Below are 25,564 nucleotides of genomic sequence, written 5' to 3' on the forward strand. Positions count from 1 at the left end.
AGGTTCAATCCATCTGAACCTGCTCGTAGTCTAGAGTGACGTGATACCGGTGAAGAGTGATATCGTGGTCGCCGATTTCATCTTCAATTCCTTCGTAGTCATAGAACTCTTCCGCGATTAGGACTCCTCGTACGTGTCCATCGTGTTCTGCCTGCAGGTCTTCGATATATTCGCGGAGCTGTTTTGCAGCCTTAGGGCCTGCAGCATCAATTTTTGTTTCGGCGACTGTAATCTCCTCACCACTCGGAAGTACAACGAAATCAGCGAAATCGCCGCTTTTCGTGCGGTACTCTTGTTCAATCTTTCCCGAAGAGATTTCAAGATCTTCTTGGAATTGCTCTGGATGGTCGGCGATATGCTCTTGGATAACTCGTTCACTAAACTCGAAATCGTACGTCTTCGGCTGGATCAATGGTGCGTCTTTGAGATCCTCAACTAGCTCCTGCAACGCTGTATGGGCATCGCCGTCCGGGTTCCATTCCTGAATCGTGCTTGGCAGATGAGTTGAGGCACTGCCTCCCATCTGGAATTTTGTGGAAAGTTCCTTTTTTGCCACGGGTCCATCATTGTAGCACCATTCTACCTCACGGTAGAGAAGATGCGGGAACTCGTCGTCGATTCGAGTGTCCCACTTTTTGATTTCTCCTATTTCAGCAATTCCTCGAATCACACTTTCCCCCCGGATATCCTTTTGTCCGTCAACGATGACGATATCACCTTCACTCATTGGTGTCCTATCCCCACCAGAGCGACCGGCAAAGCATTTCAGCACGTTCAAGATGTATCCCGGACTCTGGTGGTACTTTTCACAGACTTCGCGTACGTCACTGTCTGGTGCGCCTTCATACACCAGTTTTGAAGCATCTTCCCATCCGATGGAGATGATATTTTCCTGATTCCAGTACGGGAAGAACTCTTTGTGGCCGGATTTTAATAGGTGATAATCTGTCATCCAATATTTGAACACACGCCAATTGACATAACGTTTGTCGCAATTGCTCCGTTCTCGGCAGAGAGGTCTCTTTCGAGATTTCAGTGGGTGGATAACTAGTGGTTATCGAAACCGAATCTCCACATCGCCCTCTTGATCGAGGAGATCCTCGACCTCGTCTCGGAGTTCGCCGATCGGAGCTTCGATATCCGCTGGTTCGGTCACGACGATACTCCCGAAGATATCGTCGACGTCTATGCTTTCGCGGATCGTTCCATCACCGCCACCGCCTCCACCCAGATCATCGATTTCGGTTTTCGCACCGTTCTCGTACGAATCGGCCGTCTGAATGTGCTCGATGAGCCGTGTGAGCGAGGGATTCGGGTTGATGTGCTCCTTGTTCGAGATATCCAGATCGACCGACCCGTCCCCCTGGCGTTCTTTCAGGTCAGAGAGCGCCGAGTCGAGGTCAGCGTCATCGATATCGTCGCCAGCATAATCCTTGACCGTCTTGATTGACTGGGTGTACGTCTCGTATCGTTTCTCGTACAGCGCTTCGTACGTCGAGGCGAAGGCCTCAGCTGCCGTTCGATAATCCGTCTTGACGTCGGTCCACTGGTCGATAACACCCTCCGTGTCCAATGTGTTCTTGACCCGGTTAGCGGCCTCACGAGCGTCATCTCCGACGTCGATATGTGCGGTGTGGTCATCCGCCTCGTCAATGAGCGTCTCCCATTCGGTCGACATGAACCGCTGGATCGTCTCGTACTCCTTGAGGTGGTTCTCTCCGCTTGTCTCGCCGCAGAATTCGGCGACATCCTTTGCCGTTTTGGCGAGTCCCTCTAATTCGCTCTCGAACTCGACGAACTTCTTGATTCGCTTGGCCGAAGTGGGCTGTTGAATCAGGTTGTTCAACCGTGTTTGGAACTGGTCAACCTCGTTAGTGAGCGGGAAATCTACCCGCCGAAGTTGTGAGAGGAGGGTGCTCGTCGTCGATTCCCAGTCGTTTGCTTCCTCCCGAATGCCTTCGTCGACTGCTTGGTCGGTTGATTTGACCTTGCGGTCGAACAGCCGGTCAAGCAGATTTTTCGCAGCTGTCCGCGTGTCTATGTCGACGGTTTCCCGTTCGTCGAACGAGGTCGACTTGAACTTCGTGACTTGGGTGAACAGTTCCTGTGCTCCGTCTTCGGTGTACGTGCCGTACGTCCGCTCTTTGTAGGTCGGGATAATCGACCCGTTCCGGAAGAGGACCGCAGCGGCAAGCCTGACGACCTCTCGGCTCCATCCATAGGGTGGCTCTGCGAAGTGGTCGATCAGGTCGCTACCGGTCCGGTTTTCACCCGCTTTCTCGCGGCTCTGGATTTCGTCTTCAACTTCCGACGCAATCCGTGCCTCGGCGATGAGTTCGCCGTCCTGAACGACTCCCAGTTCGGTGAACACCGAGGGGTTCGACGAGCCCTGAAGATCGCCGAATATCTCCGAGATATGTCGATCCTTGACTGACGCGGACCCGTGCTTGAAGTCGGTGAATACTTTCGGGATGGCACTGTCCGCCTTCCGCGAAACGAGAGAGCTTAGCGAGGTATTGGTTTCGTCGAACTCATCGGTATCACCGTTGTAGATAAGTGTCCCCTTCTGGAAACTGCGTTTGAACTCGCGTTCGGCCTCGTTGCGGAGACGCTGCAGATCCTCCTGTTTCTGTCCGAGGGCCTCCTGTTCCTCTTGGCTGAGTTCGTTGCCTCGCTTTTCTTTGACAACGGTGTTAATCTGGAATATCGACTTGAGTTTCTCGTAGATGTCGTGTTGCTTCTCGTCGTCAGCAATCCAGTAGAGTGTCCCGTCCTCACTGAAGCTCTGTGTCTTCAGTCTGTCTGGATCAACGTCTTCGTACCGCTGATAGATCGGTGAGTAGGTTTTCAGGTCAATATAGCCCTTCGAGCTGATTTCCTCGTCGTCTATATTGAGATTCAGCTGGAAGGTTTGACCCTGGTAGTTGACACGCGAGGTTTCGTCGAGAATGTCGTTCAGGAACCGTTTGGATGAACGACGGATATCGCCGGGACCGACTTCGATTCCCTTGATTTCGTTTTCGAGCTCACGCTCGGTTTCTCGAAGGAACCGATACCCCTCCTCGCTTCGACCGACGTACCCGGCGTCGACGAGAGCGTCGAGCGTGTCTTCGACGTCACCCTCCAGCTGCTGGGTCGGGCCGAGTTCACGCTGGAGTGACGTCGCAATATTGTCCGCAGTGTTCGGAATCCACGACAGTTGCTGGAGGAGATAGAGCGATTTGAGAACGCGTCGTGAGATTTCCGGGTCGGCATCCTTCGGTTTGGCTTCGCGGATAGATTTGACGTCACTGCTGGGGATGTCATTGCTAATCTCGTCGAAAATCATATCCAGCGTGACGAGGGCCCCGAGTTCGTCGTTATACAGATGTTCCTCATCTTTGAGAACGCTTTGCGTGACGTCAATCAGCGTCCGTTCGCTCCCAGCGAGCTGGTCGTCCGATCCTTTGCCGAGAGCCTTGAACATCTCTGGAAGGATGTCAAGTTGGTAAGGAAGGAACGGATAGCAGTCGATGAAGTTCTCTCGGGTGATCGGTTTCAGACTCTGACTAGAGTCTAGTTTGTATCGGGCCGAAAGAATGCCTTCGTGCTCGTCGTAGAGATTGCCTATTCTACCTCTGAATTCGCCTTTCTTGCTGAGGACACGGTCCCGGACGACTTTGTCGAGGTTTTCGGAGGTGAGGTCGAACCGGTGCGGGAAGCGGTCGATGACCTTCGATTCCTCGGCTTCTTTCTCAAGGACGCCTGGAATCAGCTGCTGGAGTTGTTCTTGGGAGGTAACGCCGAGGAAGACCTTCCCCTTCCCTTTGAGACCGAATTGCTCGACGATGCTCTGTAGTTCTAAGAGAAGTTGGCCGTCGTCACCGATGAATTGGGAAATCTCGTCGATGAAGACGAAGTAGCGACAGTTGTCCCCTGTCTCCTTTTCTCGTTGTTCGACGTGGTCGACGATGTCACCGGCAAGTGTGGAGGCATCGATTCGGACGTTCTCCTTGACATCGTCAACCGCACGGGCGGCGTCTTCTTCGTTGTCGAATTCGTTGGTCGCTTCGGCTAACGCGGTTTCCATATCCGAGCGAACGAACATGGCGTCCTTCCGGGCCTCTGTCCAGTCTTTCCCAGTGTTTGCCTCGATAGCCTGGACGAAGTCGTCGTAGACTCCTCGGGATTCGAGTTCTTGCTCCATCTCCGCGACCCAAGGCATCGACGCGTAGCCACGTGATGTGTTGAACTCTCGGTGAATAATCTCGGTGATAGATTCACTGCCGGACGCATCGGCTTTTGCGCCGATCTGGAACATCAACACCTCCGAGTCGAATTTCTGCGTGACAGAGGAGACCGCACCGTCGAGCATCTCGTTGCCTTCGATGCGATCTCGGAACATATCGGCTGCTTGAGCCTCCTCGAATTCATGGTTTTCCAAGACGTGGCCGAGGATCTTCATGAAGTGACTCTTCCCAGAGCCGAAGAACCCCGAGACCCACATGCCGACGTCTTCCGTCTGTGTGTGCTCGGTATCGATGACGGCTTCTAGAGCGTCAGAGAAGTGCCGTTCAAGTTGCGGGGTGAGGATGTACTCTTCGAGTTCTTTCTTGACGACGCTCGGATCGTCATTATCGACTTTGACGACACGGTCAATCTTCCGATTAATCGGTCGATAGAAGATTTCGTGAATCTGATCGGAGGAGGTTGTGTCACTCATGTCCAATTACCCTTGCGCGGTAATATGTTCCCTCAGATTCATCGAGGAATCTTAAACTCTTGTCATCGACCCTCGCCGGATAACAGAACACAATGGGGGTGTCGTCTGGGGTATTCGTCTCCAGTTGCCCCATCAGTGTGGAGGCACTGGCAAATGGGTAGAGGATACCCATTCGGTAGACGACTACGGTATCAGCGTCTTCTGCCTGTGTTGCAATCTCGGATGCCAACTTTCCCATCTTGCCATCATCTAATAGCGACGATTTCAGCCCGTCAAGTAATTGCTCTCTATCACGTCGTTCGAGGTCAATCACGTTCTCCAAGATGCCACGGTCTTCGAGTGTCGCAAACACTAGCTCTCGCATATCGATTGCCGCGATATCCTGGTCGTGAAATTCAAGTTTGCTGATGAGGTTTCGAACCTCCTCGTCCACCTCGATTTCATCGGCAGGGTCGTAGGTGAAGACAATGAATGGGACGCCCGCTCGCTTCCCGACCTCGTCTCTGTCATCCCGAACAAGTCGTTCGACCTCTTCAAGCCGTTCTTGGAAATCAGAAGGCATCAATCAGTTCCTCCATGCTGTCGTACTTTCGAATCAGTCGTTCTGTGGACCCGCGTTTCTCGTAGGACACGTATTCGGGGGAGATGTCACGAAGTCGCCGTTGCACCTCAGATTCGTTCATGAGGAGGAGCTTCCAGTCCTCGTGCTCAATAATTTCTGACGCGGATTTCGCTCCTTTTTCGAAGAGGCGGTAGACGACATACGCAATAGTCTCATCCGGAACGTAGGTGACGGCAAACTCCTTTCGTTGAGTGCCTTCTAAGAGACCGAAGTTCCGGAGAGAAGTGAGGTATTTCGTAGCAGCTTCGTTTATCGTCGATTCTGAGCGCTCCTGTAAGTCCGTGTAGTTCGCTTGTATCGATTGGATGAACTCGACGATATCCACTGCCTGGACCGAGAGAGTCCCCCGTTCGAATTCTGGATAGAGGAAATCCTCGGTGACGAGGCGGATGAATGGGTCTTGTGCGAATTCGTAGTAGAGGCACCAATCAGTCACGTCGCTACGGATATCGGCCGACATGACCTTCATTAGCGGTGTTTCGGTGTATTCCTCTTTGTCAGGAATATGTCGACGCGTGACTTCGCGGAGGATGTTCGTTCGATACTCATCGGTGTTCTTATTCAGAATGTTTTCCTCGACGACCCGGTGCTCCAGTTCATCATACGACTCACATTCGGCGTAGGTGCGCAGGATACGCTTTGTTTCGTCGATATACGTACTGTGATGCGCGATTTTGGGGTCGAGGCTTTCTTCGGGTTCAGATTCTGTCTCGTCTTCTGGATCGAGGTGTTCGTTACTCATACGAATCCATCACGCGTTTTCCGGTTTAACTTCTGACTCAAGTGGATAGTACGCTACTTGTAAGCTGTTGGTACAGCGGCCATACCCTCGCAAAAACGCCACAAGAAGTCTCCACTTTTCCAGGTCTATTTTATCCTGGGTATAGCCGTCTTCGTCGACCAAGATGGTATCACCTGCATCCGATTCGGGAAGGGAATGGGAACCAGCTTCTCCTGAAATATTTGCTTCCGTCTGTTCAATGACGGGGTCTGTCCACCCTTCCTCTAAGGTCGATACGGTTAGATTCTCAAGCTCCTCAAACGAGACGTTCTCATCGGCTTCGATCTCATCGATCGCAGCAGTAAGCCGAGATTCCATCTGTGGCCCAAACGAGAAGAGAGAGATGGAATCTTCTGGGAGCCTATCCGACTCTGCTTTCCGCCCAACCTTCAGTGCGAGGTCGATCTGTGATTTCAGACGCGTTTTTGGCGCGACCTCTGATAGCCGAATACGTCCTGTCTCTGAGAGGATGCGAGATTCCCACCAGCCTTGGTTATTCGTCTCGCCGATGCGCTCTATCAGAAGTCGAGATGCCACGAGGTCGAGAAAAAAGTCGTCAGTGAGTCCGCACTCATAGAGGATTTTTTTTGTTGAGGTGAATGCCTCAACGACGTCCGTAGATGCCATACACTCCGACACGATTGGAGAGGGTTTAGAACCAACGCCTCACGGGTAAATATCCCCGAATTCATATCATGGGGTAGTGTTCTTGATTAGAGCTAATGGTAGTTTCTCCGGACAAAGAACTAATCGAGCTGTATGACGGTCTATCAGTCCTGTACGATTCGCTACCAGCGCATACCAACCCGGAGTGGAAACTAGCATTAGAGTCGGTGCTGTACGGGGGCGAGTTACTGGCGGAGGATGCAACGTGTTACGGCAAGCAGCAGAATCGCCGGAACGACGAGTACCGCAGAGACCGAGTCAAAACACATGGCAATGGGACTCGAATCACGGAATTTTCCGCGATTCAGGTTGAACAGCCCCGTCCCCAAGACAGGGAATATTTCCCATCGGGCGCGATGGTCCCGATTGCACCGAAATCTGAGACGGTCCTACCTGCGGAAGTCAACGAAACAACTGTCGACAAAGCAATTGCACTTCTCGCAGAATTCCCCGCTGAACCATCTGCTGAATCTCCCGGTGTTGGCGTCACAACGTTGCTTGACCCGAGTCAAGTTTCACAAGTGTCCCCCGGACAATCTCGGAAGAGTAAATCGTGTGGGCAAGCGAAGCTCCTCTTCGTCAGCGACACGCACCTCGGGTACGAGAACCGGATAACAACCGGCAGCGGCGCTACTGTGTCGTGGATTCGAGAGCTGTCAAGTACAGATACCTTCAAACAGATTCGAACAAATGCTATCGATTTGGGCGTCGACGCAGTTGTACACACAGGGGATATTCTCGACCATGAAGTCGATCAAGAAACGCTCGATGCTATCGAGTTTGAGTTGACGCTACTGGCGACCCATAACATCCCGGTATACTGTATTATCGGCTCACATGATCACGATGCTTACCGACCTCAATATCAGGATTCCGTCAACGGAATTGCATGGCTAAAGAAGCAAATCCAGCGTGGCGTACTAACAGAACTCTCGACCCGGCCCTCGAAACTCGGTGACACTGGACTGAATCTGTACGGGATTTCGGCAGGAAACGTCGGCATCGACGATGTTGGGTCATATCAGTCACGATCATGGGAAGCAACCGAGGTCGCATTCACTCCATCGCAGGATGGGCTGAATGTGTTATGTCTTCACGACAGCTTCCCGCCGTATCGGCGCTCTAAGGCCGATATTGATCTCGATTTGCTACTGTCACAGTCCGAGGTCTCGTTCGATTGTGTTCTGATTGGCGACGAACACCGGCCGAAGAATGGGGATTTCAGCAACGGATATACATTCCAATCGAAGAACGGAACGCCAGTATACTATACTGGACCCGCGATGCGGATTAGCGAACCGTATCGCAACCGAGATGCGTTTGTGACTGAACTCACGATGTCCGATAGGGGTATTTCATCAGCACGGCATTTCCTGTGAACGGGACAGAATTGCGAGCGCCACGTTGATTCTCTCGTCCCTGAGGTGAAGACCACTCGGCGGGTTCGTCGTCTTTTCTTTCCAATTAGGAATAGGATTCCTATTGGGAATATATCGGCATAAAGCTAGAATCCCGGGAGTGATGATTCCGAATTCGGATATAGTGTTCAGCTAGTTTTTGCGATAAATTCAACTCACGCTTCAGCTGCCGGTACATTCATCTCTTCACTTTCAGATGTCAACACAGTGTACCTCTACACCCCTGATGACGTCGACCGCAAACGCGCCCACCACCAAGCCGTGAAGCAGGACGCCGACGACGTCCCCACCAAACGCCGCGGCAACCTCGGGGAACTCGCGTTCGAACAGTTCTGTCGGGAGTACCTCCCCGTCGAAATGTGGGAGTGGGAAAACGAGGAGGCGATTCGCAAGTGCAACCCGGAGAGCTTCTCGGCCTACGACTTCGAGGTGTTCGGCTACGAAATCGACGTGAAGACCTCCCGCGACGTCTCCGCCTTCCGACCGTCGAAGCTCCTCGACCAGGACCCCGACGACGAAATCATCGTGATGGTGTGGCATCGGGACAACGAGGACGGGCTCATCCTCCTCGGCTGGGAGCGCGTCGAGACGCTCAAGTCGAAAGTATCGACCCAGGAAGCGTACTCGGGCGACGAACCGACGAAGCTGGACCACCTCGCTGCTCGCCCGATGAACGAGCTAATGGATCTCGGTCCGAACACGGCTCACATGAATCAGAAGCCACAGAATCCGTTTTCGCCGGGCGATCGTGTCATCAAGTCCGGTGATGAGGACGCGTCTGTGGCGGTCGTTGTCGAGGTCCTGCCTCCGGAGAAGGATGTGGGCGTCTACGGTCAGTCGATGGACGGTGAGGCCGTGTGTGTTGCGTTCCCCAGTAGCCTCGACCAAGGGCCGAGCAACTGGCGAGATATCGATCCGGCCATTCTCTCGTCGTACTGTGACGACCAGGACATCCAGTTGTACAACTACAAACACACGAACTTGGAATTCGCCGAGAATCCGTTCACACCGGGCGATCGGGTCGTCAAAGCGAGTCACGATGACCCCGATGAGGCGATTGTAGTCGCCCGTGCAGATGATTCCGGGTCCGAGACGGTGTCGGTGGTCTACACCGGACAGCTTGAGGATCCAGAGATGTTTCCGGGTGCCCTCGAATCACACTGTAACGACGGGGGAATCAAACAGTACTCGTACGCCCCGTCTGATTTGGAGTGGGCCGAGTAGGCGCCCGTATGGAACTCGCTCGGAATACCGATGCACGGGCTCACAGAGGAAGGGGAATTTATCCGTTCTCCGCATGTACATATGGGCATGAGTATCGATTCCGGGCACGGATCCGGCCGGGAACCGCGAATCACCCTGACCCACAACGAGGACGGGACCTGGACCGCCCGAGACCTCGAAGTCGAGGTGTCCGCTCAAGGCAAGACGCGAGACGAGGCCCTCGAAAATCTCGATGCCGTCGTCGACGCGATCGAAAACGACGGTGGGCATGAACCCACCGAGGAGGAGCTGCGAGAACTCGGAATCGATCCCGACGAGAACACGCCGGGTCGCGGCGAGCTGCCGGACGTTCTCAAGTAATTCGAATGGTCACGCGGGATTTCTCCGGGAAGGATATCGTCAAGGTCCTCTGCAACAAGGGGAATTTCTGGGTCGATCGGATCGCCGGCGATCACTACATCCTCAAGTGGGAACACCCCGATGGATCAGATATCGAATCCCGCACTGTTTCGGTTCCCTATCACGATAGCGTGAGTATTGGGACGCTCCACGATATCGCCGACGACGCAGGCGCCAAGGACTTCGAAGAGTTCTGTCGGTGGATCGATCGGAACCGGTGAACTCTTAGATAGGAAGTTTGGCGACGCATAGCGGTCCCTTGGCTATTGTAATCACTAATTGAGGATATCAGCACGTTCTGACTCTTTCAGATTCAAGCCCGGTTCAGATAGGTGTCTGGAGCGATTCCCTGTTCCGTGAGGAGTATTCGCGCGTCCCGACGCACTGTCTGGTTTTCCGGGCGATCCTCGTGAGTTCGAATGTGCTTTTTGATGGACTCTGCAACCCGATCCACCAATTCACTATTCCCACAGTTAGCGACACTCCGGAGTGTTTTTTCGTAGCCACTCACCGACATTGGCAGCCCCTGTTCCGACCCGAGCACCTCTTCGTTGACTTCCGTAATCTCGTAGAGGTGGCCTTTGATTCGCAGTTCCAAATCTCGATGCACATGGTGAACCCCAATTCGAGGCCGTATATAATCGTGGACTGCCAACATTAGCAGTCCCGCGTTTGCCATCACCAGCAATCCCGGGATTGCCAACATCTGGATTCCGGGAGTGCCAATTACTGGATCACCGGGATCACTTCGATAAGCAAAGTCGTAACTCATCAGGGCGACACATCGCCGGGTCACGACCTAATCCACAAGTGAAACAGCGAATAGCATGACACCAACCACCCGATAGCAAATAGAGACCGGCGCTAAATAGAACAGCCTGTCCGAGAAGCCGACGTTCCTGAATCGAATCCACCAATTATTCCATTCAGTCACCAACCCCGCCAATTCCACCAATCCCAATTAATTGGACCGTATTTACGATAGGGGTGTATCGAGGCAGGTGATGGCCGGCAGAGAACTGGAACCAATCACACCGGAAGACGCGATCGACTGGTACCTCGAACACCGTCGCGACGAACTCCGAACGGCGACCCGACGCACGCATCGCTCCGCGCTCAACATCTTCCACGACTGGACGGAAGAAGCAGGTATCGCCGATTTGACCGACCTCCGTGGGCGGGGTCTCGTAGCGTTCAAGACCTGGCGCAAGTCCGAGACCGATATCAACACAGTCAGTCTGAACGGGACGCTCGCGGTTATCCAACGCTTCCTCCGGTTCTGCGAGACCATCGACGCCGTCGAGGAGGACCTGGCCGACCGCGTCCCACTGCCCAACGTGCCACCTAACGAGGAAGTCCGCACCGACGTCCCCGAGGACGAAGCGGTCGAAGCCATCCGTTCGTTCTATCACCGCTTCGAATACGCCTCCCGACGTCACGCACAGTTCGAACTCGTGGCCGAGGTCGGCATCCGACTCGGGGCGCTTCGAGCAGTCGACCTCGACGACCTGGAGACAGAGGAGGCAGTCATCCATCTCCAGCACCGTCCTGAATCATCGGACGCGTACGGGACACCCCTGAAGAACGGCGCGGACGGCGAGCGAATCATCAACATCCCGCCGGAGTTGGTGGACCTGCTTCAGGCCTACATCGACCACCACCGTCACGGTGTGACCGACAAGTTCGACCGCGATCCTCTCTTCACGACGACCAACGGGCGAATCTCGACGACGACTATTCGACGGGATTTCTACAAGCTGAGTCGGCCGTGCGAGTACGCGTCGGAGTGTCCCCACGACCGGGAGATTACCGACTGCGACGCGGCACAGAACGCCGAGGCTGCCAATTGTCCCTCCTCGTTCAGTACACATCCGCTCCGAAAGTGGGCGATTATGTCCCAGCTCGACGCCGGCCTTCCGAAGGAGCTGCTCAGTGACCGCGTCGACGTCTCCGTGCCTGTTCTGGACAAGTACTACGACCAGCGAACGGAAGAACGGAAATCACGGCGTCGGCGGGAAGCGCTCGAAGCGAGCATGTCGCAGTACGCCATGACGGATGGTGGTCAGCCGGTGGACGAAGATGATGGCTGATGCGATTTGCATACTGGATGTAGAAGCGGAACGTCTGGGTGGTGTTTCATAATTGGTCTAGCAGCGTGAGGACGGCGAAGACGGTGGCTCGAACTGATAGCGCCGACTATTGATTGTTCATAATCGGTCTGTACGCCCGCAAGAAGAGGTCTACTTCCGAAATCAGTCTGCGTGTCTACCGGATCTGTGTTTCTGTGTACGCATCCCAGATTTTCAGCGATCGGCACGGACCGCCCCGATTTCGGCCGTGTTATCACTGCTTTTGAAGCCAGTCCGTGCGCAGTCCCGTCGACTTTCCCATCGAATCGCCCGACAGCAACCGATTATGAAACTCACAACGACTGTCTGGATGGTCGGCTCCGTATCGTTCGCTCCTCGCCGTCCCTGCTTTGCTGCCGTCTTGTTCCGAATACTGCTGCTTGGGAGCTTGCTGTGGCTGTTGGCTCCGTGGCCCAATATTGGCGAGCTCTGGTCTGTGTGATTCTTTCTTGCGGCGTCGGGATCCGATTATGATGGCTGTGAAACGGATCGATACGTATTCAAACACCGTATTGTAGGTTCTCACGCCCCAAATCCAATCATGAAAGCAGAATCATGCCGGATGCACAGTTGTTGACATGTTTTGACTGGCTTGCTGAATACAGGGCCCGAATGTAGGACAAACCGAAGTCAAAAGTCTGAATTACTGGGATAGAATACCCCTCTGATCTTATTCCCTGCAAGCACTGAAATACAAAGAGGTATAGCATAGAAACATGGCCCGTGATTGGCTTAAAGAATACATTTCTGATAGGAATGAAAGCTTGCTCAGAAGCTTTGTTCGATGGCCAAATTCACTTCTCGCTGGTCTTTTGTGTATATCAGTCGTCGTTTGGCTCGGGACCACCTATTTACCCCGTCTCATCGCCATGTTTCCCTTCTTATCTAACAACTGGGTATGGGATCCTCAAACTGGGAGCGCAGATCGAATACGTGACTTCACTGTGATATATACGCCATCGATTGTAGTTTCTTATCTAACTGCTGTGATCGTTAGAGAATCTTTCCTGGAGAAAGCTCGTCGTGATCAACGGGACACGAGCAGCGAGCTCAGACGTGCCTTATTACCTTGTCTAAACGCTCATGTAAGCACCTTATCCTCGATATATACAGAAGCAGTGGACGAAATAGATGTTGACAAATATGAGGGCTTTATCGATATCTTAAAAGAAGACTATACTGAGAATATAGAGGGCTTGGATCTGAATACCAAACAGGGAAAGAGCGGTGAGACCTATCTAAGGGCACTCAATCGATCTAATGAGAACTTGGTAGACAATTTCGAAGAATATATTCAGAGTTATGCTCCTCACGAAGAGGGCCAGTTCATACGTGATCTTCGAACTCTCAAGGACGACAAATTTATTGACATGATGCAAACATTGGAATCAGAATTTGACAGCTCGTCAAATGCTATTGACCCAGCGATAAAACAGGTTTTTTCTGACCATGTTGATCAGTTTGTGACTATTTTGAATCATTTTGAAGAGGAAGACATGCCAGATGTCTCTGAACTCGCCCTTCGTCGGCATCTTCCGCGATCGAAAATTGATGTAGTCGGCGCCGATTCCTACTCAGAATTTGATAGGGATATATCAGATATCGGTCCAGAACACAGACGATTTGAGGACTCATAAGCAGATGACTGAGTTACTGAATCATTGGCTACTCCCGTCGATATGCCAATAAATGCAGCCATCATACTGGACTCATCCTCTGTATTCAGTACGCGGATCCTACTACATACAGAGTACCTCTATAGCACATACTACTCTAAAAACCGGATCCGCTGCACCGACAGAGCCTCAGATATTTTCGAGATACCCCCGTCGCTGCTCTAGTTTCACCTGCTCAGTGCGCTGGTCGTAATGCTTGTCGAGCACGTCACGACTCACGTTCATCCGGTCACTCACGACCTCGACGGGGATGTCCTGGGTCAGATAGTGGGTGATACTCCCTCGGCGAACTGCATGCGGATTCACGGCTTCGGGACACTGCGCCGAGCGCGTCTCGGTACAGTCCGGGCAGGGTTCGTTCCGGAAACACGGTGAGGTTACTTTGTACACGATCCGGCGTATCGACGTCCGGGACATTCGGCCATGAGAGGTCGTGAATAGCGGATCACGCCCGTGGTCGTCGGGCACGTCCTTCCGGATTCTCTCGATGTAGGCGTCGAGCACGTCGGCGAAATCGGAGGTGATGGCGATGGGTCGCTCACCACCGGTTCCGTTTTTCAGGGTCGTCCCTTCGCTGGGCCTGTGGACGAGTTGTAACTGCTCTTCGGCGAGATCGACGTCGTCGACATCCAGTCCGTTGGCCGCGCCGATCCGCATTCCGGACTCCCAGAGGAGCCCCAGCATCGCGTGTTCCACTGAGGCGTAGTGAAAGGTCGACAGGTACGCTAGAATCTCCTTGGCCGTCTCGGCGTCGAGCGTCTCGTCGGCCTGCTGATCCTCGGGTGAGACCCGCGGCACCATCACCTTATCGTAGAGATTCTCCGGTACGGCCTCAATGGAGCCACACCACTTGATGAAGACGCGCAACGAGCACATGTAGTTGTTGAGCGTCATGAGATTGATGTCGCCTTCCTCCTTGCGCCAGAGCCGGAGTGCCTGGAGGTCGCGACCGGTGAGGTCGTTCAGATTGTCGACGTCGTTCTCCTCACACCACTCGACGAACTTGGTCGTGTGATACCGATGATTGCGCACCGTCGACTCGGTGCATTCGGTCTCCTTGTGGTCGAGGAACAGTTGCTGCGCGGTTCGGGGTTCAATCGGTTCTAGCCTGACTTCTCGGGATACCATGGGTATTCTGGAGTCCCGTTAGAAAGCTCGAAACGCCTGGAATCGGGCGCGAAGGGAACCAGCGCGGTGCGTTATCTTCCCGCCCCAACCCATTCGTAATTCGTACGGTTCGTAACAACTCAGTCTTACAGCGTCATAGAACTCTCCACACGGATCTGCGTTCCTCCCCAAGCTGGAGAGACAGCTGTTCGGATGAGTCTTGTCCGTTAGTTGGTTATCTCAATCTTCGTTAGACCTCGACTCAGATATCAAATACAGCAATCAAGACGAGGATCGTACCAACAATCCCGAGAACGAGTGCGACGATATCGAACGGAGACACGTCTCCGAACACCGTCCCGAGAAGCAAGCCGACGAGAGTGACCTGAACACCAAGTATACCTCGCTGTATATTGTTCATAGTCCGCACTTACGATGCAGGCCAATCAAACACGGGTGCGTGTGACCCGTTCTGCGGCACCCGTTATATTGGCAATGCTGGGTTTGCCATCATCAGCAATCCCGGGATTGCTAACATCAGAGTTCCGGGAGTACCAATTACAGGGTAGCTGCGATCACTTCCACTAACAGAGCCGTGGCCCTGGGAGGCCTAACAGCGCGAGCCATTACTGAGTTAGCGAGTAGCCTCGTGTCTCGGGTGTGTGCATACAAATATCAGAGGCCCGAGCCACCAGTCCAACTGGAGGCGACAGTGTTTCGAAACAGGATTCACCAATTATTCTACTCAGCCACCAACTCCGCCAATTCCACCAATCCCAATTAATTGGACCGTATTTAGGTGTCGGAATTAACGCTCAGATATGAGATCTTCATCCTCAGCAACGTCCGCACCTCGTCCGCTAGCCGCCGACATCGTCCGACGATCGAAGTGGTACCGTGCAGGGGATCGTCCGACGAATCTCTTGCCACGACGTGTAGTGAATCTCCTGACAGCGTGGCCAACAAAACAGGGGATCTCTCGGGGTAGCCATGAGTAACGAGGTCCCCGATATCGCGGGGGAGGCAAATCTCGAAGACCGCCTCGCAGACCTGCTGGATCAGACCACCGACCCACTCGAACCAACCACGCCCGAACACGCGCTCGAACTCTATCTAAACGACAAGGTCCGAGGCTGCCAGCAAGCGACAGTCACCTCTCATCGGTCGCGGCTCGGATTCTTGGTCGACTGGTGTGAGGAAAACGGCATCGACAATCTCAACGACCTCACTGCCCGTGATCTCCACGAATTTCGCGTGTGGCGTCGGCAAGATTTGAAGACTGTCAGCGAAAAGACCCAGATGGACACACTTCGCGTGTTCATCCGCTGGTGTGAGAGCATCGGTGCAGTGACTCCCAACCTCTATCGCAAGGTCGACTCACCGGACCTCGAAGCCGGCGAGAACGCCCGCGATACTGTGCTCCACGCGGAGCGGGCCCGAGAGATACTGACGTACTTAGAGCAGTACGAGTATGGCACCGTCGACCACATCTGCTGGCTCACCCTTGCCGAGACGGGGATGCGACTCGGTGGTGCGCGAGCGCTCGACCTCAGAGACTTCCATCCAGACGCTGAGACGCCCCACTTCGACGTTCGGCACCGACCGGAGTCCGATACTCCAATCAAGAACAAATCCCGTGGCGAGCGGCGAATCGCCGTCTCGGTGGAAGCCTGCAAGATTATCGAGGACTATTTGCAGCACCAACGGCCGGACGTGGAAGACGAGTACGGGCGGGAGCCGCTCCTCGCGACATCACACGGTCGCGTCGCCCGCTCAACGATACGAACGTACATCTACCGGTGGTCACGGCCCTGTGTCCGTGATACTGAGTGTCCACACGACCGTGACCCGGACAAGTGTGAAGCGGCCACCGACCGCGACAGCGTCGCACAGTGCCCGTCGAGCGTCACACCCCACCCGATTCGGCGGGGGTACATTACGCAACTCCTCCGTACCGGCGTCCCAGTCGAGACCGTAAGCGAGCGGTGTAATGTCTCGCCGGCGATTATCGACCAGCACTACGACGTCCGATCCGAGGAGGACAAAATGCGCCAGCGCCAGCAAGTTCTCGACGACGTGCAGGGAGGCGACACTGGGTATACGTGACTCCTGCTCCGCAGCACGCAGCGACTGGCCAACGAGAAAAATAATAGTTCTCGGCTGAAGGCGGACTTAGAGGTCGTCGAGATACTGCCGGCGGAGTTCCATCTTTTCGCGGTCGGTGCGCCTGTCGTAGTGCTGGTCGAGGACCTCTTGACTGACGTTTGCCCTGTCGCCCACGGCGGTCTCGGGTACGTCTTGGTTCAGGGAGTAGGTGATACTTCCCCGCCGAATCGCGTGCGGGCTGACGCTCGACGGACACTTCGATGCGTGCCCGTGCTGGACTGCGTCACACGTTTCTGGATCACGGTCGTGCGGGCACGGTTCGTCGTACCTGCACGGCTGCGTGTATTGATAGCAAGCCCGCGCAATCGTGGTTTTCGAAACGCGTCCCTGTGCAGTCGCCAGCAGCGGTTCGCGCCCGTACTCATCGGTCACGTCCGGACGCTTGTTCTGAATCCAGTCGTCGAGGAGCGCACACATCCGATCCGAAAGCGCAATCAGCCGCTCGCCGTTCTTGCCATTCTTGATTCGGGTCCCCGTCTCCGGGCGACTGACGACCGACAGGCACTGCTCCTCTCGCTGGTAATCCTCGACGTCGAGGGACCGCGCACCGCCACGACGCATCATCGTGTGCCAAAGAAGCGAGAGCGTGACGTGCCGGCGGGAGGCGTACTCGTACTTCTCCAGATGGTCGAGCACCGCCTCGGCGTCCTCACTTTCGAGCATGACGTGCCGAGTGTTCTGCTCCGCCGAGACACTCGGTGACTGGACCTTTTGATGCAGTTCGGGCGGAACACCGTCGATGGACGCCAGCCACCGCGTGAAGACGCGCACGGTGTCCATCTGGGTCTTCTCGCTCGCCACGGAGAGGTCGCCCTCGTTCCGTCGCCAGATGCGGTACTCGTGAAGCCGCCGACCGGTGAGGTCGTTCAGGTTGTCGATGTCGTTCTCCTCGCACCAGCGGACTAGGTGGCCGAGTCGCGACCGATGCGAGCGGACTGTCGCGTCCGCGTACTGGGTTTCTCTCTCTGCGAGGTACAGTTCGACTGCTTTCTCGGGTTCGATTGGTTCCAAATTCATGGTTCGCTCGGTGGCGAACCGCATGGCTATCGACCCCGACCACGCGCACCGGCCTGAATGGCCAATTTTCCCGGTACACGCCCTGTCTCCCGCCACGCCCGTCTCACTCACTCCGTTCGTTCGACGCGTGTGGCGTAGTCCCCCTCGCTCACTGCGTTCGCTTGCGGGACTCCCGCCACGCCCGTTTTCTGACCGAGCAGCGAGAGTCGAACCCGCGTCGAGTTGGTTGGCTCAGTCTGGCGTTCGTATCGAACCCTCTCCTACCACGTTCCATGCCATCGGTCGGAGGGTTCCGTGATGGGACCGGAAACGAAGATTCGGATCTTGGAGGCTCCGGACGGGAAGTAAGCGCACGGGTATCTCCTCGTAGAGCGCCGTACTCCCTCATGGGTGTAGCTGTCCATCGCCTCGCTCGCTACGTCGCTATGGATCTTCTGGCGGACGTACTGCTTTCAACAGTGCAGTGAAAACGACACCTCTTGAAAAACGGCTGGCACACGGAGAGATAGTGTGGACGTTACATCGAAACCGTCGAATCGAGTTACCCTACTCTTCGTCGTGTTGCGTTCTCCACGCGGAGCGGGCATATCCGCCGACTGCTATCGCAGTAAGTCCAGTCATGACCCCAAGTCCAGGTCCAGACGCGCCAGTCGTCTCCTGCTCTGCGCTGTCTACTGGCTCGGATTGCTCGGTCGACGACTCGGTACGCTCCGGGGATGCAGCCTCTTCGGGAGTGTCGTTCGACGCGACACCCTCGAATCGAATCGTCCGCTCGTGATCCGGTGTCGAGACCGTTAGCTCAGTAGGATCGTCAGTGAGCAGTTGCTCTCCAGGGAAGTCGATGCGCGCCGCTCCACCAAAATACGTCTTCGCCGAAGTGGTCGCACTCCCCGACCGGACATATTCGGGCGTCGCCGCGCGACTCTCAAACAAGTACAGTGACCCAATGCCAAAGCCCTGAATGGGAATCGTCGTTTCGAATGTCATCTCTCCGAGAGTCACCTCGACAGGCTTCTCGGCCGTCTCTCCCCCAATGTTGTGGATCTGAACGATGAGACCAGCGGTCTCGCCATGTTCAGCTCGGAACGCCTCCAGCGCGTCCCGGGGAACGACGATCCGGCCGTTAGCGTCGACCTGACCGACGAGTCTGTCATACGTGGCGTACGCTAACCCGTCATCCCGCGGTTCGTCAGCGGTGTACATCCGCGGTTCGATGTCATTGCCCGGGAACAGGTACTCATCCCCATGCGCGAGTCCAGCGGCGGAGAGTTGGCCACCACTCACCCGGAAGGAGGCCGGACGTGTCCCGAGCATGTCGTGGTGGTTGAGTGTCTGATGACGAATCCGCTCGTCGATGCTGTGACCTCGCTTCGGGGTCGCCACGACAGTCGGGGCCGTGACGATGCGACTCTCCACCGCGTCGGACGACCACCGCTCCGTCCCATCTCGTAGGTCCAGCGCGGTGAGCTCCGCGCCGCCGATGTACGCGGTCCGTCCCGCGACTGTCGGGTTCACGAGCGCCGGTTGCTCGTACGTCCACTCGGGGTCGGGGGCCGCGATCGCCGGATTCATCGACGTCGCTTGGAACCGAGCGTTGGACGCCCCCTCCGCACCGCCGTCCCCTTCGAATCGCTTGGCCCCGACGACCAAATATGGATGCCGTCCCAGTGCCGGCCGCCCGACGGCGAACGAGGACTTCACGCCCTCCAGTTCCCCGACGGTATCGAACGGGTACACCCCTCCCTGTGTCGTGCCCGGAACATCTTCCTCACTCTCGGTCACCGGCAGGAACCGATCCAGCCTGTCCCCGTCAGCGGAGAGCAGCGTGCTCCCGTAGGCCGACAACTTCCCACGAGAGGGGGTGTACGGCGTGTCTACCAGTGTTCCATTAGCCCCCGCACGGCTGACACGCTCACCCGTGTCCGGGTCGAATCCCAAGATCCCACCCTGTGCCCCCATGATGTAGATGATCCCGTCGACTTCGACGGGGCCGTACCGTGGAATGCGGAGCTGGAGGTCGCCGTACGGAGACACCCGCCCCCACTGCTTCGCACCGGTCCCGACATCGTACGCTGACATCGTCCCACCGATCAGCGTCCCCCCGAGTACAAACACGGTACCGTCGTATACCAGCGGCGCCTGGCACGAGATCGAGAGCATCGGGTTGGCCGTCCGCCACAGTTGTTCGCCCGTCTCGGCATCGAGCGCGTACAGGTATCCATTCCCCCGGGCCTCAAGATCCCCTTGTTCTCGGAGAGCGGTCCCAGTCCCCACGTAATTCACGAGGTAGACGACCCCACCGTGGACAGTCGGCAAGGCTGTACCCCCGTTTCGCCCCTCGAACACCCACTCTCGGTCACCGGTTGCAGCATCAACGGCGTACAATCGTCCCTGGGCAGTGAGATAGACGGTCCCGTTCCAGACCAGCGGCGGTCCCCCCTTCTGAGATACTATCTCGGGATTGGTCGCGAACTCGAACCCCCACTGTCGCTCTCCGGTGGCTGCGGAGAACGCGACTAACTCTCCCGTCTCGGAGGTGACGTAGACGAGCCTATCAGGGGGCTGTTGTGCCCTGACGCGTCCGGCGACGGTGGTCCAGCCGAGTGTCACACCGATCGATGACAGTATCCGCCGACGAGTTAGTTCCCCCGTAATATCGAGAGACAAGGTAATCTCCACTCAAAAAGTTATGCCCGTGTGACAGCGGTAGTGTTTAGATAAGCCTGTGAAGTTGGGACCACCTCGAAAGCCCCTAATCTAAACAGTGCCTGTGACAGCAATTGTGAGAGGTCCACATCGTAGTTTCGGGGATTGAGTAAGCGCCCCTCTGTCGGGGGTCGACGGATACGAGAACGGAACTGGAGGACTCTCAGAGCTAGCGTGAGTCGATCTTTCGAGAGTTCGTGATGGGAGTGAAGGCCACGTCGTGGTAACTTCAGCCTCACACTGCTCAAGTCGCCGTATTCCTGTTTCCAGAGCTTGTATCGGTGCACGTCGCGTCCGATCGGTCATTGAGCTTGTCTACACGTTCCTGTTCGAACCATCGGAGGAGGTGCTTGAGGCGGTACTCGTGGGACTGGAGCGTCGAGGATGCGACTTCGGGACGACGCTCGTGCAGGTACATCTGTACGGCTTCGTCGGGTTCGATGGGTTCGAGTTCGTCGGACATGGTCTGATCCCGTCGAACGCCAGAGGGTCCGTACCTCTCGACCGCGCCACCGCGAGCGAAGCGAGCGGTGGTTAGTCGGGCCGTCAGGCCCGACGCAAGGTTCGAATCCCGCCACGCGCGTCTCGTTCACTTCGTTCACTCGACGCGCGTGGCGTAGTCCCCCTCGTTCGCTTCGCTCACTCGCGGGACTCCCGCCACGCCCTCCTCACCCCCTTCGTTCACTCGACGCGCGTGGCGGAGTCCCCCTCGCTCCGTTCGTCGTGCGTTCGCCGGCCGTGCGGCGCGCTACAGCACCTCGTCGTCGACGGTCTTCGGGACGACCTCGGCGTCGGCGAGCGGCGTGATGTTGATCTCGACGCCGTGTTTGTGATTCGGCCGGTAGCCGGCCGTGGTGATCTCCGAGAGGGCGCGGTCGGCCCAGTCCGAGGCTATCTCGTCGGTAATCCCGTCGCAGGCGTCACCGATCTCGTCCGCGAGCGCCTCGTATTCGTCGAGGTCGCTCGCCAGGTCGGCACAGAGACGCTGTGGTTCGGTGCCGCCGTCGCCGACGCGTGACTGGTCGGCGTCCGCAAACCCCTCGAAGTAGTAGGTCATAAACAGGATGCCGTTGCTCGCGTAGTGTGTGGAGCCGACGAGGTCGTGGTAGTATTCGAAGCGGTCGTACAGGTGGGCGGCGACCGGTTCGGAGCCGTCGCGGGCGTACGCCTCGAACGCGGATTCGAGGTCGTCGAGCGCGTCGAGCCACTCCTCGCGGGCCTCCCGGACGGTGTCGTAGAAGGTGGGGCTGAACAGGTCGGCCATCGTCACGTCGTCGCGGTCGGCGAGCGTCTCGACGGTGTGCAATCGCGACGCCGTCCGCTCCCGAAACTCGGCGACTCGCTCGGCGGCCGCCTCGGCGAGCGCCCGATTCCCGTCGGCCCAGTCGCGTGGCGCGGGGCGAGCGAGGTCGGTCAGTCGACGTTCGAAGGCCTCGATCTGTTCGAGGCCGCTCTCACAGCGGGTGGTCGTCTCGGCGGCCGCGGCCCGTTCGGCGGCCGACAACGAGTCGTCGCTCCGGCGTCGATTCGCGGCGCTCCGGCGTTCCCGGAGGTCGGCTTTCCGCGGTTCGAGATAGCGATTCTGGAGGCGGTCGAAGACGTTCGGATCTAGCTGGTGGTAGTCGACGAGGCAGGCAAAGCCCTCGCCCGCAGGATCGGGGACGAGTCGGTCGGTCGTCAGGCGCCACAGAATCGGCGTCCGGTCGAATTTCGAGACGTGGTAGTCGAAGAGGTCGTCTTCGAGCCACGCCCGGAGGTTGGGGTAGGCTTCCTCGTCGGCCGATTCGCTGCCGAGGACCGCGTCGACTTCGGCGAGGCGGGGGTCGGCGTGGTTGCCCCAGAGTCGCTCGAACGCGTCCTCGATGTGGTCGAGGAGGTCGGCCTCGCCGTCGATATCGGAGAGGGGGACGATGCCGTCGTCGGCCTCGTCCACCGCACGGATCGCGAGGTGGAGGAGCAGATCCTTCACCATCGCCGGGAAGTCGTCGGTCGGCCCGGTGATCGACGCGGGGTCGTGTTCGGTCCGTTCACGAGGGTCCGCGATTGTTCGCAGCGCTATCTCCCGACGGATCGTCTCCCGCTGTTGCTCGGTGATGTCGAAGCAGTCGAACACCGCGCCGTCGATGGCCGTCGCACACGCCTGGAGGCGCTCCTCGATACGTTCGAGGTGGCGGGCCGCTGCGGTCCCCACCGCTTCGAGGGACGCGGCCGGCGACACGGTCTCCGTGGGGTCGTCGAGCGCGAGCGTCTCCCGGAGTTCGCGATGCGGGTGGTCGTACCCCGGTAACGGGTCGCCGACGCCGAGGACGGCGAGCAGCACGGGACCGTCGTAATACGGTGAGACGAAGTCGTACTGGCGTTTCGAGACGAGGTGGCCGACGGCCTCGCGTGCAAGCGCTTCGAGTTCGTCGAGCGCTTCGAGTTCGTCGCGCCAGGGCACCGCGGAGACGAAGCCGACCTCCCACATCCGCTCCGAGGTCTGGGTGAGCATCAGATACGTAAACAGGTCGCTGTTCGTGTACGCGAGCGCGTGCCAGATGGCTCGATCCGGGATCAACACCGACCCTTTGTGGCCGAACACGGAGGAGTCGTGGAGATAGCCAAAGCGGCGACCGCTACGTTTCGCGACGGTGTACGTCAGCGATTCGTGGAAGTAATGCTGTGTGTTCTGTGGCCGCGACCCCCAGTACCGTTTTATTTCGGCCCCGTCGTTCGCCCACAGGACGGTGTGTTTGATGCGTGGCAGCAGCCACGCGTCGGCGCCGCCTTTGGCGAAGGGCGGCCACGTATCGGGATCGGACGCTTCCCAGAAGCCGCGGACGAACCGGGAGTCGTCCGCCGTCGCGAGTCCCTGCTTGATGACGCCGTACGCCTCCCGGTCGTCCAGACCCGCATTGTCGGCGTCCAGGACCGTCTCCGACTGGTAGAGTTTCCGGAGAGCGGGCGGGACCCAGTAGGAAAGCGGCGTCCCCGGAACCATCTCGAACTCCGAGAGCGGCCGCTGGTAGCGTCGCTGCACGTCGGCGTCGGTGTGGTCGAAGGCAGCGTCCAGAAACGCCCGCTCTTTCTCGGCTTTCGCCACGTCGGGAAGCCGGATAAACGTGCCAGTCTGCACGCTTTCGACGCCGGACCGGACGACGGTTCCGACGGTCCCGACCGTCGCATTGTCGAGGATGTCGTAGCCGAACTCCGAGACGAAGTCGAACGCCCCGCGGTCGCCGACGAAATCCTCGCGAAACGCCCGGAACGACCGGTTGAACAGGAACGACCACGGGACGAGCATCCCCACGCGGCCGTTCGTCTTCACGAGCCGATCGCACGCCTCGAAGAAGTTGATGTAGTACTCGCTGGTGTACTCGTAGTGTGTCTCGACGTAGTCTTGGACGCCGTCCGGCATCCGACCGCCCGAGCCGTACGGCGGATTCATGAGTGCCACGTCGTAGTCCTGGGTCAACACCACGAGCAGGTGCAGGAAGCTTCGAAGGTTCCGCTCGCCGAAGGCGTCGGCGGTCCGTGCCTCGACGGCGTCTTCCAACCGCTCGAAGAACCCGTTGAGCGTCTTCGGGGCGTCGCCGTCCCAGCCCACGACGTCCGACTGGCCGGTCTCGAACTCGTCTTCGAGCGTCCCCTGGACGTCGAGGAGACTCCCCAGCGCGTCGGTGTGTTGGAACTCGTGGATGATTCCGTCGAGCGCGTCGCGAACTTCGGTTTCCTCGCCCGTGATGTCGTCGAGGACGCCGACCGCCTCCTCGAGTTCCGCGACACGGGCGTCGGCACAGACGACCCCCAGCGTCGGCATCTCGAAGCCAGCCGCACCTTCCGCCTCGGCACGCGTCCGCGCCTTGAGATAGAGGTTGAACGCGGCGAGTTGACAGGCGCGGAGGTCGATGTCGACGCCGTAGAGGTTGTGTTCCAGCACCTTCGCGGGTATCTCGGCCCGGTCGAGGTCGGTTTCGGCCCACCAGATGCGTTCGAGGATGTCGAAGGCATAGAGGAGGAAGTGCCCGCTCCCACACGCGGGGTCGACGACGCGGAGATCCCGCGGATGCTCGAAGTCGGGCGCGTCGCGGTCCTCGTCGTCCGGAATGAGGTACGTACAGAGGTCGGCGACGGTCGGCGCGCCGTCGGGCGTGACGCGTCTGTCGGTTCGCTCCTCGGGTGCGAGCGCTTCCGCCCCGGGAACGTCCCGTCCGGTGGCTTCGAGATAGAGCTTTCCGAGCGAGTTGTCGGCGAGCATCCGGACGACCCAGTGGGGCGTATAGAACTGGTTCGCCGGCCCGATATCCGCTGGTTCGAGCGCGTTCTTGGCCTCGAGCGCCTCGACGACCGGTCGGTTGTAGTACTCGTACACCCACCCGAGCACGTCGTCGGCCCGCCACACTGCATCGGGCACCTCGTCGAGCAGCCCGCAGAGATCCGCGAACGCGTCGGCGTCGGGATCGAGCAGGCTGTAGGCCGACGAGCGATCGAAGAGGATCTCTATCTCCGCGGCCAGCCGGTCGCATTCGCGGTGGTACGCTTCGAGGATGGCCTCCTCTTCCAGCAGGAACTCCTCGTGGACGAGCGTCTCGGCTGCGGGTGTCAGGCCGTCGTCGGTAACGACCGTGACCTCCTCGTCGACGAAGCCGCGGATCTCCATACAACGCAGCGCGGCGAGGCGATTGACGACCGTGTAGCCGACGCCGGTGACGTACTCCTCGACGGCCGTCGACCACGAGTCGCCGTCTTGGCCTTCGAGTTCGATGGCGTCGGCGACTCTCCGAGCCTCCCCGTCCAGCGCGTCGCGGGCTTCGGGCGCCTCGTCGAGTCCCAGTCGGCCGAGCCGATACGCGACGTTGTCCTCTACGCGGTCACGCATCTCGGCGACGACGGCTTCGAGATGGTCGCGCTCCGCCTTGTCGAGTTGCGCCGTCCGGTCCGCTGGGCTCTCCTCGGTCATGTTCGGACGTGA

At 57.4% G+C, this 25,564-nt stretch carries 17 protein-coding genes; 7 read left to right on the forward strand and 10 right to left on the reverse strand.

Features of this window, described 5'->3' with window-relative positions:
- Positions 1-4: 4 nt before the first annotated feature.
- The 5 genes from HALNA_RS09565 to HALNA_RS09585 form a co-directional block, all read right to left on the reverse strand.
- Positions 5-952, reverse strand: a complete 948-nt coding sequence (locus HALNA_RS09565) for a PDDEXK family nuclease (protein ID WP_049936155.1) — start codon at positions 950-952, stop codon at positions 5-7.
- 102 nt (positions 953-1,054) lie between these two features.
- Complete coding sequence (brxC, locus tag HALNA_RS09570; protein WP_049936156.1) at positions 1,055-4,702, reverse strand: BREX system P-loop protein BrxC; 3,648 nt, start codon at positions 4,700-4,702, stop codon at positions 1,055-1,057.
- Positions 4,695-5,264: a BREX protein BrxB domain-containing protein gene (locus HALNA_RS09575; protein WP_049936157.1), complete on the reverse strand. Its 570-nt coding sequence runs from the start codon at positions 5,262-5,264 to the stop codon at positions 4,695-4,697. The genes brxC and HALNA_RS09575 overlap by 8 nt, the downstream gene beginning before the upstream one ends.
- Complete coding sequence (locus tag HALNA_RS09580) at positions 5,254-6,066, reverse strand: BrxA family protein (protein ID WP_049936158.1); 813 nt, start codon at positions 6,064-6,066, stop codon at positions 5,254-5,256. Before HALNA_RS09580 ends, HALNA_RS09575 begins: the two co-directional genes overlap by 11 nt.
- A gap of 9 nt (positions 6,067-6,075) precedes the next feature.
- Positions 6,076-6,732 carry a BrxE family protein gene (locus HALNA_RS09585; protein ID WP_049936159.1) on the reverse strand — a complete coding sequence of 219 codons (657 nt, stop codon included), beginning with the start codon at positions 6,730-6,732 and terminating at the stop codon, positions 6,076-6,078.
- Positions 6,733-6,827: 95 nt separating this feature from the next.
- On the opposite strand from HALNA_RS09585, the gene HALNA_RS19365 reads away from it, so the two are divergent.
- The 6 genes from HALNA_RS19365 to HALNA_RS09615 all read left to right on the forward strand — a co-directional run bounded on the left by HALNA_RS19365 (position 6,828) and on the right by HALNA_RS09615 (position 13,578).
- Positions 6,828-8,150 (forward strand): metallophosphoesterase, encoded by a 1,323-nt coding sequence (locus HALNA_RS19365; RefSeq protein WP_245576022.1) that lies wholly within the window; start codon positions 6,828-6,830, stop codon positions 8,148-8,150.
- Positions 8,151-8,396: 246 nt separating this feature from the next.
- Positions 8,397-9,413 (forward strand): hypothetical protein, encoded by a 1,017-nt coding sequence (locus HALNA_RS09590; protein ID WP_049936160.1) that lies wholly within the window; start codon positions 8,397-8,399, stop codon positions 9,411-9,413.
- A gap of 87 nt (positions 9,414-9,500) precedes the next feature.
- Complete coding sequence (locus HALNA_RS09595) at positions 9,501-9,773, forward strand: type II toxin-antitoxin system HicB family antitoxin (protein ID WP_049936161.1); 273 nt, start codon at positions 9,501-9,503, stop codon at positions 9,771-9,773.
- A 5-nt stretch (positions 9,774-9,778) separates the two neighbouring features.
- Positions 9,779-10,033 (forward strand): type II toxin-antitoxin system HicA family toxin, encoded by a 255-nt coding sequence (locus HALNA_RS09600; protein WP_049936162.1) that lies wholly within the window; start codon positions 9,779-9,781, stop codon positions 10,031-10,033.
- 783 nt (positions 10,034-10,816) lie between these two features.
- Positions 10,817-11,902 carry a tyrosine-type recombinase/integrase gene (locus tag HALNA_RS09610; protein ID WP_049936164.1) on the forward strand — a complete coding sequence of 362 codons (1,086 nt, stop codon included), beginning with the start codon at positions 10,817-10,819 and terminating at the stop codon, positions 11,900-11,902.
- A 1,157-nt stretch (positions 11,903-13,059) separates the two neighbouring features.
- Positions 13,060-13,578, forward strand: coding sequence for a hypothetical protein (locus tag HALNA_RS09615; protein ID WP_049936165.1), 519 nt, complete (start codon positions 13,060-13,062; stop codon positions 13,576-13,578).
- Between the two features lie 168 nt (positions 13,579-13,746).
- Here HALNA_RS09615 and HALNA_RS09620 read toward each other — a convergent pair whose 3' ends face one another.
- Positions 13,747-14,745 carry a tyrosine-type recombinase/integrase gene (locus tag HALNA_RS09620; RefSeq protein ID WP_049936166.1) on the reverse strand — a complete coding sequence of 333 codons (999 nt, stop codon included), beginning with the start codon at positions 14,743-14,745 and terminating at the stop codon, positions 13,747-13,749.
- A 969-nt stretch (positions 14,746-15,714) separates the two neighbouring features.
- Here HALNA_RS09620 and HALNA_RS09625 point away from each other — a divergent pair.
- Positions 15,715-16,830: a tyrosine-type recombinase/integrase gene (locus HALNA_RS09625; protein WP_049936167.1), complete on the forward strand. Its 1,116-nt coding sequence runs from the start codon at positions 15,715-15,717 to the stop codon at positions 16,828-16,830.
- A 66-nt stretch (positions 16,831-16,896) separates the two neighbouring features.
- On the opposite strand, the gene HALNA_RS09630 is transcribed toward HALNA_RS09625, so the two are convergent.
- The 4 genes from HALNA_RS09630 to pglX form a co-directional block, all read right to left on the reverse strand.
- Positions 16,897-17,907, reverse strand: coding sequence for a tyrosine-type recombinase/integrase (locus HALNA_RS09630; protein ID WP_049938026.1), 1,011 nt, complete (start codon positions 17,905-17,907; stop codon positions 16,897-16,899).
- A gap of 546 nt (positions 17,908-18,453) precedes the next feature.
- Entirely contained in the window at positions 18,454-20,517 is a 2,064-nt protein-coding gene (locus HALNA_RS09635; protein ID WP_169719033.1) for an outer membrane protein assembly factor BamB family protein, read from the reverse strand.
- Between the two features lie 340 nt (positions 20,518-20,857).
- Positions 20,858-21,076: a hypothetical protein gene (locus HALNA_RS09640; RefSeq protein WP_049936169.1), complete on the reverse strand. Its 219-nt coding sequence runs from the start codon at positions 21,074-21,076 to the stop codon at positions 20,858-20,860.
- A 285-nt stretch (positions 21,077-21,361) separates the two neighbouring features.
- Entirely contained in the window at positions 21,362-25,552 is a 4,191-nt protein-coding gene (gene pglX, locus HALNA_RS09645) for a BREX-5 system adenine-specific DNA-methyltransferase PglX (protein WP_049936170.1), read from the reverse strand.
- Between the last annotated feature and the right edge of the window lie 12 nt (positions 25,553-25,564).

This window comes from Haloplanus natans DSM 17983 (genome assembly GCF_000427685.1).
GTDB classification, from domain to species: domain Archaea; phylum Halobacteriota; class Halobacteria; order Halobacteriales; family Haloferacaceae; genus Haloplanus; species Haloplanus natans.